Source organism: Hydrogenophaga sp. L76 (assembly GCF_057654755.1).
On sequence record NZ_CM172807.1, the window covers coordinates 1,617,709 to 1,631,382 of the forward strand.

At 69.7% G+C, this 13,674-nt stretch carries 7 protein-coding genes; 1 reads left to right on the plus strand and 6 read right to left on the minus strand.

What is annotated here, in order from left to right:
* Window positions 1–114: 114 nt before the first annotated feature.
* Window positions 115–8,643 (minus strand): GH36-type glycosyl hydrolase domain-containing protein, encoded by an 8,529-nt coding sequence (locus tag AC23D4_RS07665; RefSeq protein WP_472889639.1) that lies wholly within the window; start codon window positions 8,641–8,643, stop codon window positions 115–117.
* A gap of 57 nt (window positions 8,644–8,700) precedes the next feature.
* The gene (locus AC23D4_RS07670) at window positions 8,701–8,943 is read right to left on the minus strand and encodes a hypothetical protein (RefSeq protein ID WP_472889638.1); all 243 of its coding nucleotides are present in this window, start codon (window positions 8,941–8,943) and stop codon (window positions 8,701–8,703) included.
* 210 nt (window positions 8,944–9,153) lie between these two features.
* Between AC23D4_RS07670 and AC23D4_RS07675 the strand changes: the two genes are divergently transcribed.
* The gene (locus tag AC23D4_RS07675) at window positions 9,154–9,795 is read left to right on the plus strand and encodes a glycine zipper 2TM domain-containing protein (RefSeq protein WP_472889637.1); all 642 of its coding nucleotides are present in this window, start codon (window positions 9,154–9,156) and stop codon (window positions 9,793–9,795) included.
* A gap of 231 nt (window positions 9,796–10,026) precedes the next feature.
* Here the strand turns inward: AC23D4_RS07675 and AC23D4_RS07680 are convergent, their stop codons facing one another.
* The 4 genes from AC23D4_RS07680 to AC23D4_RS07695 form a co-directional block, all read right to left on the minus strand.
* The gene (locus AC23D4_RS07680; protein ID WP_472889636.1) at window positions 10,027–10,860 is read right to left on the minus strand and encodes a response regulator; all 834 of its coding nucleotides are present in this window, start codon (window positions 10,858–10,860) and stop codon (window positions 10,027–10,029) included.
* Window positions 10,857–12,566 carry a PAS domain-containing hybrid sensor histidine kinase/response regulator gene (locus AC23D4_RS07685; protein ID WP_472889635.1) on the minus strand — a complete coding sequence of 570 codons (1,710 nt, stop codon included), beginning with the start codon at window positions 12,564–12,566 and terminating at the stop codon, window positions 10,857–10,859. The genes AC23D4_RS07680 and AC23D4_RS07685 overlap by 4 nt, the downstream gene beginning before the upstream one ends.
* A gap of 53 nt (window positions 12,567–12,619) precedes the next feature.
* A protein-coding gene (locus AC23D4_RS07690; protein ID WP_487623622.1) for an IS5 family transposase occupies window positions 12,620–13,385 on the minus strand; the annotation gives its coding sequence in 2 pieces (ribosomal slippage) (window positions 12,620–13,067 and window positions 13,066–13,385; 768 coding nt in all).
* Between the two features lie 117 nt (window positions 13,386–13,502).
* Entirely contained in the window at window positions 13,503–13,652 is a 150-nt protein-coding gene (locus tag AC23D4_RS07695) for a lmo0937 family membrane protein (protein ID WP_472889632.1), read from the minus strand.
* Window positions 13,653–13,674: the final 22 nt, after the last annotated feature.

Consider the following 13,674-nt stretch of genomic DNA (forward strand, 5'->3'; position numbering starts at 1 on the left):
AACCCGGCAACTGGGTGTGTGCGATAGCGTACACCCTGAAAGGGGCTGTGTCCGTTTGCTGACGCACAAAAGCCGGTCCTGTCACGGACAGGACCCGATGACCCGGCTCGCCGGTCAGGCGGCGGGCAGCAGCGGCACGACAAAACAGCTGTTTTGCGGCAGATCGGTCCAGCGCAGGGACTCACCCACGCGCAGCAACTGGGCATGGGGGTCGGCGCAGGCGGACAGTGCCGCCAGCGGTTCGCCACGCACCAGCACGAAACGCATGCTGTGCCCGTTGCGCACCAGTGTCAACTCGGCGCGGGGCCAGTGCGTGGGCAGGCAAGGGGTGAAGCACAGGTCTTCGGCGCCCATCTGCAGACCCAGGATGGAGCCCAGCGCGGCGCGGTGCAGCCAGCCCGCGGCGCCGGTGTACCAGCTCCAGCCGCCGCGGCCTTCAAAGGGCGGCGCGCTGTAGACATCGGCCGCCATCACATAGGGCTCCACGCCATAAGACGCGCCCCACTGCGGGTGCGCCGCGCGGTGCGCCGGGCTCAGGTAGGTGAAGTAGCGGTAGGGTGTGTTGCGGGCGTAGATGTTGCCCGGCTCCCGCAGCGCCAGCTTCGCCGCGGCCATCAGGGCCCAGACGCCGGCATGGGCGTACTGCCCGCCGTTTTCGCGCACCCCGGGCGGGTAAGCCTGGATGTAACCGGCGCTGGGGCTGGCGTGTTGCAGTGGCGGGTCGAGCAGGCGGATCAGGCCATGCACCGGGTCCACCAGATGGGCCTCCACCGCGTCCATCGCCAGGCGCTGGCGCTCGGGCGAGGTCTGGTCCGACAGCACGCTCCAGGCCTGCGCGATCAGGTCGATGCGGGCCTCGGCCTGCGTGGCCGAACCCAGCGCGCTGCCGTCGTCAAAGAAGGCGCGCTTGAACCAGGCGCCGTCCCAGGCTTCGCTGCCCAGCGCAACGCGCCAGCCGGTCAGCGCGGCTTCCCAGGCGCGCGCCCGGTCGCGTTCGCCGCGAGCCCGCGCCAGCGGCAGCCAGTCGCTCACGATGACACAGAGGAACCACGCCAGCCAGACCGACTCGCCGCGCCCTTCGCTGCCGACGCGGTTCATGCCGTCGTTCCAGTCGCCGGTGCCCATCAGCGGCAGGCCGTGGGCGCCCACCGGCAGGCTGCGGTCGATGGCACGCGCGCCGTGTTCGTAGACGCTGGCGGCCTCGTTGCTGATGCCGGGCGTGTCATAGCGGTCTTCCGCGCCCTCGGGCACCGGCGGGCCATCGAGAAAGTGCACAGGCTCTTCCAGCAGGGCCTTGTCGCCGGTCGCGTTCAGGTAGTGCGTGGTGGCGTAGGGCAGCCACAGCAGATCGTCGGAGAAATGCGTGCGCACGCCAGCGCCCCCCGGTGCGTGCCACCAGTGCTGCACGTCGCCGGCCTCGAACTGGCGCGAGGCACAGAGCACGATCTGCGCGCGCAGGATCGCCGGGTCGGCCCCCACCAGCGCCATCGCGTCCTGCAGCTGGTCGCGGTAGCCGGTGGCGCCGCCGGCTTGGTAGAAACCGGCCTTGGCCCACAGGCGCGAGGACACAGTCTGGTAGAGCAGCCAGCGGTTGACGAGCGTGTCAAAGAGCGGGTCGGGCGTCTTCACCTGGGTGCTGCCCAGCAGCGTGTCCCAGCGCGCCAGGGTGCGGCGTTCGCGCTCTCGGGCGTTGCTGGCAGTGGCCTGGCGCATGAGCGCACGCGCCGCCTCCGGGCTGGGCGCGTAGCCGAGCAGGAAGACCTGGTCGAGCGCCGCGCGGGGGCGCAGCGTGACCGGCCGGGAGATCGCGGCACACGGGTCCAGCCCGTGACCGCTGCGCTGCCCCAGGCGCTTCGGCAGCACCAGCTGGCCCTGCCGGTCAAAGAAGGCGCGGCGGTCGCAGGTCCAGTCCAGGCCTTCGGGGTCGTGCACGCCCTCTTGCGACTCGCAGAAGAAGGCGGTGCCCTCGCCAAAACCACCCGCGGCCTCGGTCTGGGTGCAGAGCAGCCCGATCAGGCCGGCGCCGGGCGGGCTCTCGAAATCCGGCTGGCACAGCAGGCTGGCGCGGTCGCTGCGCTTCTCGCCCATCATCCACTCCACCAGGCCGGTGATGCGCAGGTGGGCCTTGCCGCTGCCGTGGTTCACCAGCCGGATGCGCACCTGCTTGACCGCGGTGTCGGCATCGACGCACCAGCTCACCGACACGGCCAGCGAGCCGTGCCGGTGGCTGATGGTGGTAACGCCCTGGCCATGCACCACCTGGTAGCTGATGCCCTGGGCGGCCCAGGCCGACGGGGTCAGGCTCCAGACCTCGCGCGTGCGGCGGTCCTGCAGCAGGAAACATTCGGGCGGCGGATCGCCCACGGGGTCGTTGGCCCAGGCGGTGAGCTGGTTCAGGCGGCTGTTGCCCGCCCAGGTGTTGCCGCCGCCGCTCTCGGACACCAGCGCACCGAAGCCGGGGTTGGCCAGCACGTTGCACCAGGGCCGCTGCGGCGTCTGCGCAGCGCCCGCCTCAAAGGCGAACGCGCCGCTGTCGTCCGAAAACACACCTTCGGCCGGCGCGGCCGCGGTCTCGCCCAGGCGCAGCGGCACCGGGTCGGACAGCGCCCGCGCGCTGCCCCACTGCCCCGCCACCGGCGTTTCGTGGCGGTCGCACCAGCCGCGCACCTGGTGCAGCAGGGCCTGGCCGTCCGCCTGCAGCTGCACGCGCGCCAGCTGTCGCAGCGTGGTGACCTGTCCGGGCGTCAGCTCGTCGGCCCGCAACAGGTGCAGGCCGGTCACGGCGGGCCCGGGGTGGGCCTGCAGGTCGGCCGCGTGCTGCTCGATCAGCAGGGTGAGCTCGCGCTGCAGCGGCATGTGGTACGAGTGCGCCTCGTGGCTGAGCACCACCACATCGCAGGCCACGCCGGCGCGCAACCACTCGCGCAACACCAGCGCCAGCACGCGCAGCAGACCCAGGCCCTGTGACGCCCCGGCGTGCACCAGAAGCAGCGGGCGGTCGCCGGAGATCGCCAGCGGCCAGAGCAGGCGCCGGTCGCTGCGGTGCGATGATGGGTTCGTGGGACCGGCCGGCGGCATGTCCGGCCTGGGCAGCGTCAGCACCAGGGCGGTGGTCAGGGCGTGCAGCGCGGGCAGGTAGTCGGTGCGCGGGCGGTGCGGCACCGCCGAAATGCCGGCCAGCGTGGCCGACATCACCGAGGAACGCGCCACATAGCTGGGCTGGCGGTACTTGTCGATCACGGCGCGCAGCGTGTCCGCATCGTCGCTGGCGGCGGTGGCGAAGGTGACCGTGGCCTGCCCGCCCGGCGCGATCAGCAGGCGCACGCCGAGCGCGGCCACCGGGTCCAGGCCGGTGGCCAGCGCGCAGGGCTCCAGCGGCACCGGGTCCATCTGCGCCAGCGGCTGGGCCGGCGTGTGGTGGCGGCCGAGCCAGCGCAGGCGGTCGGTCTGGCAGCGCAGCCCCAGCACCTCGCCCTCGGTGTCGGCGACAAAATGTGCCGCCTGCATCGATTTTTCGGTCTGCAGGCGCGGCGCGCGCACGCAGCGCAGCGCCTGCTGCTCGGGCAGCCAGTCGGTCTTGACGAACAGGTTGGAGAACGCCGGATGCGCCTCGTCGGCGGCGTGGCTGGCCAGGGTCACATCGAAGGCCGAGATCAGCTCCAGCTCGATGGGCTGATCGCTCAGGTTGAACAGCACCACCTTGCGCAGCTCGACATCGTCTTCCGGGCTGACCCAGACCGTGGTGTTGATCCGCAGTTCGTGCCAGACCGCATCGAAACACACGCGGTCGGTGTGGAAGCGGCAGCTGTAGGTGGCGTGGGGGTCGGGCGCGGGGTGGCGGGTGACCGACACCGGTGGGTCGGACTGATCCAGGCGCAGGTAGACGAAGCTGCCGCAGGCATCACGCAGCGCGTCGTCGCGCCAGCGCGTGATGCCGGTCTGGCCCCAGCGGCTCCAGCCGGCGCCGTTGGCGCGCAGCGTGACGCTGTAGCGCCCGTTGCCCAGCAGGTGTGTGGGCTCCAGCGCCTGCGCGCCGGGGGTGAGCGTGCGGATGTGGTCCGGCGCGCGGCGTTGCCAGGCCTGCAGCGGCAGTCGCAGCGGCGCCTGCAAGGTGGGCAGTTCGCGCGGCGCGCGCTCGTGCAGCAGCGAAGCCACCGCCTCCATGCGCGGATGCGCCATGCCCCAGCGCTGCGCCACGCCACCGCGCAGCACGTTGGCCAGCGCCACCAGGCTCATGCCCTGGTGGTGCGCCATGAAGGTGTGGACCACGGTGCAGCGCCCGCCGTGGGTCTGCCGCGCGGGGGTGTAGTCCAGCGCCTCGAAGAAACCGTAGCGCCCGCGCGCCGACAGCGCGCCGAGGCGCCGCAGGTTGTCGCAGGCCAGCCCCGGGTCCACCTGGGTCGCGAGCACGGTGGCGTAGGGCGCGATCACGCGTTCGTCCAACGGCGTGCGGCGCAGGGCCAGGCGCGGCACGCCCTGGGGCGCGTACTGGTAGGCCAGGGTGTGGTCCTGACCGGCGTAGGCGCTTTCGGAGATGCCCCAGGGCATGGCCGTGCCGTGCACGAAGGCCATCTGCTCCTGCAGGGCCGAGCGCCCGGCTTCGCGCAGGGCACTGCCGCGCGGCTCGGCGGCCACCAGCGAGGGCATCAGGTACTCGAACATCGAGCCCGACCAGGAACGCAGCACGGCGCGCCTTCCGCTGGCGAAAAACGGCCGGCCCAGCGCCGCCCAGTGGCGCACCGGCAGGTCGCCCTTGGCGATGGCGAGCAGGCTGGTGCTGCGCGACTCGGAAGCCAGCAGGTCGTAGAAGCTGGTGTCGAGCTGCTGCTCTTCAAGGCGGTAACCGATGTGCAGCAGGTGGCGTTTGGGGTTGTAGAGAAAGCGGAAGTCCGGTGCCCAGGCCAGCGCCTCCAGCGCAGCGGCGAGGTCCAGCAGGCGCCCCGTGGCGCGCCCGCAACTGCCCGCGCCCACAACGGCAGCGTCCTGGCAGGTGGAGTGCAGCGTGGCGAGGTGGTCGCCCAGCATCCAGACCAGTTCGTCCTGCGGTGTGGTGACATGGCTGACGATGGCCGGGTGGCGCGCCTGGGTCAGGCCACCCAGTTCGCGGCGGGCCTCCTGCAGCAGGGTGTGAAAGGCGGCGCAGGCCACGGGCTCGCAGGGTTCGGGTGCGGCGGTCTCCAGCAGCCGGCCAATGGCGGTCTGCGGCAGGGGCCGGTGCAGCAGGGTCTGCAGCAGGTCCAGGCGCGGCTGCAACCGCTGGCGGGACCGGCGCAGCGCGTCGGCACCGGCCAGCGCGGCGTGTGGATCGCGGGCCAGCTCGGTGCAGGCCTGGGCCACGGCGAGCAGGTGCGCACAGAGGTTGCCGCTGTCCACCGTGGACACGTAACGCGGCAGCAGCGGCTGCAGTGTCCGGGTGTCGTACCAGTTCAGGAAATGGCCGCGGTGGCGCTCCATCTGCTGCAGGGTGGCGAGCGTGGCTTCCAGCCGCGTCAGCAGGTCCTGCGTGCCGATCCAGCCGAACTGGCGCGCGCAGGCGGTGCTCAGCAGATACAGGCCGATGTTGGTGGGCGAGGTGCGGTGCGCCACCATCTCGTAGGGCGTGGTCTGCAGGTTGTCGGGCGGCAGGTAATGGTTGTCGGCATCGACGCAGCGCTCGAAGAGTCGCCAGGTGTCGCGCGCCACACCTTCAAGCAGTTCGCGGTCGGCCGCCACCAGCGCAGCACGGCGGCGCTGCCAGGGGGTGTTGCCCAGCCACACCAGCAGCGGCGCCAGCGCCCACAGCCCGAGCACGGCGAGCGCCAGTGCGCCGGGGGCCGGCGTGAGCAGCCACAGGCCGCCCGCCAGGGCGAACGCGACCAGCGGCTCGGCGCGGTGCCGCCACAGCGTGGCCGGCAGGCCGGTGCCCAGCCCGGCCTGGGCCGCCTCGGCGGTGGTCCATTCGAGCAGATGGCGCCGGCTCACCAGCAGCCGGTGCAGGGTGCGCAGCACGGCATCGAGCGCGAGCAGCGCCTGCTGTGGCAGCAGCGCCAGGTGCCAGAGTCCGCCGCCCAGCGCGCGCAGCAGGTCCAGCGACGCGGCGGCCAGGTAGCGCTGGCCCAGCAACTGCCAGCGGCGCGGCACACAGCCCGCCAGCGCGCCCATGAGCGGACCGGCGGCGTAAGCGGCCAGCGTGAGCGCCAGCGCCGCGGGCAGCGACAGGCCCAGGCCCGCCATGGCCAGGCCGATGAGCAGCAGGCAGGCCGGTGCCACCAGCGAGCGGCGCAGGTTGTCCAGGAGTTTCCAGCGGTTGATGGCGCCCAGTGGCCACAACCGGGGCCGCAGCAGGAAGGGCAGCAGTTGCCAGTCGCCGCGGGTCCAGCGGTGCCCGCGCGAGGCGGCGGCGTCCGCGTGGTCGGGGTCGGGCTCGATCAGGGTCACGTCGGTCACCACGGCGCAGCGCACCAGGGCGCCTTCGAGCAGGTCGTGGCTGAGCACCTGGTCGGTCGGCAGGCGCTCGCCCAGCACGGCGTGCAGCGTGGCCACGTGCAGCAGGCCCTTGCCGGTGAAGCTGCCTTCGGCAAACAGGTCCTGGTACACGTCCGAGCTCATGGCGCTGTAGGGGTCGATGCCGGCCTGGCCGTCGAACAGCCACTGCCAGGCGGTGCGCCTGCCCTCCCCCGCCAGCGGCGGCACCACGCGCGGCTGCAGGATGCCGTAGCCCTGCAGCACGCGCCGCCCGGTCTCGTCCAGCCGGGGCTGGTTGTCCGGATGTTCGGCCACGCCCACCAGGTTGCGCAGGCGCCCGGGTGGCAGCTGGGTGTCGCTGTCGAGCGTGAAGACGTAGCGCGTGTGCGGCGCCATGCGCGAGAGCGGACCCAGTTCCAGAAACGGTCCCGCTGTGCCGGTGGCCAGCGCGGCGACGAGCTGCTCCAGCTTGCCGCGCTTGCGCTCCCAGCCCAGCCACTGGCCCTGCGTGGTGCTCGGGCTGCGCTCGCGGTGCAGCAGCAGGAAACGCGGCGGGCTGCCCGGCGCCACCGGGTAGCGCGCGTTGAGCGCCGTCAGGAGGCTCTGGGCGTGGGACAACAGGGCCTGGTCTTCGGGTCGGTGTTCGGTGTCGGCATCGGACCAGTCGCTGAGCAGGGCGAACTGGGCGTGGGCTTCGGGGTTGGCGAGGTGGTGCAGGTGCAGCCGGTGCACCGTCTGCGCGATACCGGCCGGGTGGTTCAGCAGGGCCGGCACCACCACCATCACCCGCGCCTGCGGCGGAATGCCGTCGGCCAGCAGCAGGCGCGGCAGGTGCGCGGGTTTCACCGACTCGCCGATCAGGCGGTTGACCACCGCCACCACGGCTTCGGACGCGGGCAGCAGCATCACCAGACCCACCAGCACGCTGCCGAGCTGGACCGGCCAGCCCGCGGCCAGCCAGTCGGGCCGGTGCAGCAGCACCGCCACCAGCAGCAGCGTGCCGGCCAGCATGGCGCCGAGGTAAGCGGGCGTGCGCGAGAACCCGGCGAACGAGCGCCACAGACCCGCCACGCGGTGTTTCAGGCCGAGCGCCTGCTCCAGCGTGGCGCGGCCTTCGCCGCGCAGCCAGTGGCCGGCCAGCGCGGCGGGGCCGCTGGCGCCGTCCATCAGCACCAGCAGCACCTGGGCCACGGCGGCCTCACCCTGCCCGCTCTGGGTGGACAGGCGCTCGATGCCGTGCAGCGTGGTGTCGCGCGTGGCGTCGTCTTCGGCTTCGAACACCGGCGAACGCAGCATCACGCGGACCACGCGGCTGGTGCGCGCCACGATGCCGGGCCAGTCGGCCGCGCCAATCAGGCGCAGCGCGGTCACGGCGTTGCCCACGCTCAGGTGATCGGCGGCCTGGGCCGCGTGGTGCTGGGCCTGCAGCACGGCCAGGTCGGGCACCACGTCCAGCAACCACCGGCGCACCTGCGCCACGGGCGAGTCGCCAGCGGTGGTGTGTCCCACCAGGCTTTGCGCCAGGTGCGACAGGAAGACATCGCCCACCCCGCGCTGCTCCATGAGCCCGTGCATCGACGTGACCGCGTCCAGCGACAGTTCTTCGATGCGGCTGGCACACAGGCTGGCGAAGTCGTGCGCGGCCTTGTGGCTGGCGATGCGGTCGGCCAGGCGGCGCAGGTTTTCCACCAGCACCACGCGCAGCGTGGTGGGCAATGCCCACAGTTCGCCCTGGCTGAGTTCACGCGCGTCCTGGTAGGCGTCGAGAAAGTGGACCAGCAGGCTTTCGTCAAAGGCGCTGTCGGTGTGCGCGACATAGGCCCAGGCCACGCCGTAGATGCGCGGCAACCCCACCAGCGGCGGCTCCTGCAGCACCGGCAGCGAACGGTAATAACGCGCCGGCAGACCTTCGCGGATTTCCCGCAGCTGGCTTTCGATCAGGTGGAAGTTGTCAAACAGCCATTCGGCCGCGGGGCTGATGTCGTGGCCATCGTGGGCCTCGACCGCGATGTACTGGTAGGCCGCCCGCAGGCTGCGGATGTTGCTCTGCAGGCGCGGGTAGAACGTGGCCTGGCCAAAGCCCGCACGCCCGGCCCGGTGCGACACGCCCAGGCTGCGACCGTGTTGTTCAAAACGTGCAACACCAAAAAGCTCCGAGCGGATCGGTTCGAGCGCGACGCCGCGGGCGGCGTCCAGCATGCGCTCGATTTTCTGCGGTACCCAGGCCCATTGCGCTTGCAGGCTCGCTGCGGCCACTTACAGCATGAGCCAGGAGCCGCCGAACAGCAGGGTGAGCACCACCGCCGACGTGATCACGCGCCCGGCCAGCAGGCCCTGGAGTTCGTCGGCGCCGTTGCGCAAGGTCTGCAAGGGCCCACGCTGGGCGCCGCAATGGGCCAGGTGATCGCCCAGCGCCGAGCGCTCCCGCAACGAAATGTCCGCCGGGTGGCCAAACGAAGAGGTATCCCAGCTGGGGGACATGGAAGGAATCTTGGACATGGTCTTCTCCGTGAGCGGGTGAGGGGAAGCCTTGCTGCGGCTTCCGGGTCAACCTTTGTAAGCGCAGGCGGCTCGCCGGTCTGTACGGAGCCGAACAGATCGATCCTTTGCACGGTCATCCGGGTGTTCGTCAGCGCACAGACCGGGCGCTTTTCGGGGATTACCGTGAATGGCGATCCGCGACGCTTCCCTTCACACAAAGGACTCCCCATGACACACCCTTCACACCGTTTCTCCCTCCGGCAGACAGCCTTTTCGCTGGCCGCCGTCGCCACACTGGGCCTGGCCGGCTGCGCCGTGCCCTACCCGGTTTACGAACAGCAGCCGATGACCCAGGCCCCGGTGCAGGTTCAGCCCTACCCGAGCCAGCGCGAGATGACCCGTGAAGAGCGCCGCGAGGAACGACGCGACTTCCGCCGCCGCCAGAACGAGCCCCTGTTTGAGGCCGAGGTGCTGTCGGTCCGCGCCGTGATGGGGCAGTCCCAGCAGCGTTGCTGGATCGAACGCGAACAGGTGCAGCAGCGTCAGGCACCGAATGTCGGTGGTGCGCTCGTGGGCGCCGTCATCGGCGGCGTGATCGGTCACCAGATCGGTGGCGGCAGTGGTCGCGACATCGCCACGGCGGGTGGTGTGGTGGCCGGTGCGGCGATCGGGTCCCAGGTCGGTCGCGACCGCTACGGCAACCCGGTGAGCACGCAGGACGTGCAACGCTGCACCAACAACAACGTCAGCAGCGAGCCCGCCTACTATGACGTGACCTACCGCTTCCGCGGCAACACGCACCGCGCCCAGATGCTCTCTCCTCCCGGCCGCAGTATCACTGTGAACCGCGACGGCGAGCCGCGCGAGTAAAGGGTCCCCCCTGCAGCGCTTCGCGCTACCCCCCCTGGGGGGCTGAGGGCCGCGGCTCCGAGCCTGCCTGCGCAGGCTTGGACAGCCCGAAGAAGCCTCGCCTCTGGCGAGGCTGCGGCCGACCTGCAAGGCGCACTGGCCGTCCGGCAAGCCGGCCCGGCGGTGCGCTGGGTTGGGGGCTGCTTCAGGCGTCCGGATCGTGCTCCGGCACCATGAAAAGCCGGTGCGGATTTACTTGGTTGACCCCAGGATCTCGACGCCAAACCCGCGGTAGCCGATCAGCGTGCAACTGGCGTCGAACATCGGCGTGCCACTCACGCGGTACTGCCGGACCACACCGCCGGGCATCACACGGCTCAGCACCATGTCGAGGAACGGGCTGCGCGCCGCGATGCGGGCTCGCAGCGCCTCGCGTTCAACCGGGTTCCATCCACTGTCGATGAGGTCCCCGCTGTTCTCGGCGTTCAGGGCATCCACCTGCAGACCCAGCATCTCCAGCACCGGCCCCGAGACCTTGGTAAAACGGCCCTCGCCGTCCTGCTCCCAGTACCAGTCGGTGGCCAGCTCGGTCAGGGCACGGTAGCGCGCCTCGCTCTCGCGCAGCTCAGCGGTGCGCTCCTGCACCAGCTGTTCCAGGAAGTGGTTGTGCCGTGACAGTTGCCGGTACAGCAGGCGCACCTCGATCAGGTTGTGGATGCGCGCCTTGACCTCGACCAGGTCAAACGGTTTGCTGACAAAGTCCTTCGCGCCGGCCTGCAGCGCGCGCAGCTTGTGGCCTGGCTGGGCGGTGATCACCAGCACCGGCAGGTAGTCGTCTTCGGCGGTGCTGGCCTTGAGCCCTTCCATCACCTGGAAGCCGTCCATGCCCGGCATCTGCAGGTCGAGCAGGATCAGGTCGAACGGCGCGTTGCGGTGCATCGCGCAGACCTGTTCGGGCTCCATGGTGCTGGACACCCGGCTGTAGCCGGCTCCCTGCAGCATTTCCTCGAGCAGGCTCACGTTGGCCGGCTGGTCGTCCACGATCAGGATGCGGGCATTGAGCCGCTCTTGCGGGGTGAGGTTCATGCGGAATCCTGGTGCGCGGCGGGGCCGCTGGTGGTTACAGCAACGTGCAGGGCCGCATCGACCGCATCCATGAGCTGGGCGACCTTGAGGGGTTTGGTGAGGTAGTTGAAGAAACCCGCCTCCAGCCCTTTCTGGATGTCGCGCAGCACGGCGTTGGCGCTCAGCGCGATCACCGGAATGTGGGCGGTGGCCGGGTCGGCGCGCAGGATCTTCAGTGCTTCGATGCCGCTGATGCCGGGCAGGTTGATGTCCATCAGGATCACCTCGGGCTGGTACACGCGGGCGAACTCGATGCCCAGACTGGCATCGGCCGCGCCCAGCAGGCGCATGCCCTCGCGGCGCTCGATGATCTGTTCGACCAGCTCCAGGTTGGCCGGGTTGTCTTCCACATACAGCACGGTGTGTTGTGGCGTCCCTGGCGCCGCTTCGGGACGCGGTGGGCCAATGGGCAGCGCGTCCAGCTCGGCCTGCTGCGGCGCCGCGGTCAGAGCCATCTCGACCCAGAACACGCTGCCCACGCCGGGCGTGCTGTCGACACCGATCTGGCCACCCATCAGGTGCACCAGCCGCTGCGTCACCACCAGACCGATGCCGGTGCCCTCTTCGGTGCCGGACTCCTGACCCAGCCGGTTGAAGGGCTGGAACAGCTGGGCCAGCTGGGCGGGTACCAAGCCAGGACCGGTGTCGCGCACGCTGATGCGGACCGCATCGGGCGGGCTCAGCGTGCAGGCCACCGTCACATGGCCGCCGGGCTGGTTGTATTTGATGGCGTTGAACAGCAGGTTGATCAGCACCTGCTTGAGCCGGGTTCGGTCGGCCTTCACGTAGCGCGGCGACTCCAGCCGCGCAAACACCATGCCGATGCCGCGCTGCTGCGCCTGCTGCTCGACCATGGCGCGGCACTCGGCGAGCACCTCGGTGAGCGAGACCGGCTCACCCGAGAGCGTGAGCTTGCCGGACTCGATCAGCGCGAGGTCGAGGATCTCGTTGATCAGCTCCAGCAGGTACCAGCCGGCCTTCAGGATCTGCCCGATGCTGCGCTGCTGCGTCGGCGTGGGCGCAGGCGTACCCGTTTCGACCAGCTGCGCAAAGCCCAGGATGGCGTTGAGCGGCGTGCGCAGCTCGTGGCTCATGCTGGAGATGAAATCGGTCTTGGCCTGGTTGGCTTTTTCGGCCGCGTCCACAGCCTCGTTGAGCTGCTGCTCCACCCGCTTGCGCACCGAGTTGTCGGTGCCGATCAGCAGGTAGCCGATGATGTCGCCGTAGTCGTCGCGCAGCGCGGTGATCGACACGATGGCCGGGAACCAGCTGCCGTCCTTGCAGATGTAGGTGAGCTCGTAGATGTCTTCGATGCCGCGCGAGGCCTTGAAGGCCAGGGCTTCGAAGCCCGGCGCAATCGGTGTGTCGAGCTCCAGGCTCAAGGCCGTGGCGCGCGCATGCACCTCGTGCGGGTCGTGCATGTCGCTCGGGCGCACGCGGTTGACCACCTCGTCGGCGCGGTAGCCCAGCATGCGCTCGGCACCCACGTTGAAGAGCTGGATGATGCCTTTTTCATCGGTCGCGATGATCGAGAAATTGGCGCTGTTCAGGATGGCGTTCTGCAGCGCACCGGCCTTGAGCAGGGCGCTGCGCCGGCTGGACTCGGTGGGTTCACCCGGCTTGCCCGGAATTTCAGGGACGCCGGGGCGTGGAAGGGTCTCGGACATCAGGATCTCGGGTGGGTGCCGCCCGTGGCGACATGGGCAAACACTAGGGCCTGTTAACACAAACCACGAAGGCCGTCGGCCACCAGAACGAAGCTGAGAAAGCCCAGGAACATCGAATCGAGCTTTTCGAACCGCGAGAAGATGCGACGGTAACCCTTCAAGCGCCGAAACAGTCTCTCGACCTCGTTGCGGCGCTTGTACATCGCCCGGTCGTATTCCCAAGGCTCGATCCGGGTCCTCAGCGGAGGCACGACCGGGATAAATCCCAGATCAAGGGCAAGCTGGCGAGTCTCGTTGCCTTCATAGGCGCGATCCATGAGCAAGTGAATTGGACGGCTCGCAGGCCCCAGGCTTTGCAGCAGGCGTCTGCCCTCGGGCGCATCGTGGGCCTGTCCAGGCGACAGGCAGAACGTCACGGCCGTTCGAGCATCCGCGGCAACCATATGAATCTTGGTGTTCCATCCGCCTCGGGACTTGCCAATGGCCTGTGGGCCGTTTTTTTAGAGCACCTGTTCCATCGGGGTGCACCTTGATGCTCGTGGAGTCCAGCGAAACCGCCTCGATCTTCACGCGCACCAGCTGCTCGCGCTGCAGCTCCTCGAACATTTTGTCCAGCACACCCGCCTTGGTCCAGCGCCGCATGCGCGTGTAGATCGTGTGCCAGTTACCGAACCGCTTGGGCAGTCCGCGCCACTTGCAGCCGTGTTCGGCAACATACAACATGGCGTTGACCACCTGCAGATTGCTCAGGCTGACGTTGCCGCGCTGCACGGGCAAGCAGTGTTCGATGCGTTTGAATTGCTCGGGTGTGATCTCCATGCCTGCAGTTTCACATCCGGTGACTTCCGTCGCAATTAGTGTTAACACGCCCTAGCCGCCTTCGCGGGCGGCGTCTGTGCGCTGACACACGCAGCCAGCACACCGGATGATGCCGATTCAGAGCGGACTGCGCCCGCTGATCACGCGCAGCAGCACCATGACGACGGCGATAACCAGCAGGACGTGGATGAAACCGCCCATCGTGGTGGCGGTGACGAGGCCCAGCAACCAGAGGATGAGCAGGACGACGGCGATGGTGTAAAGCATGGTGGTTCCTTGGGTTCGGGTT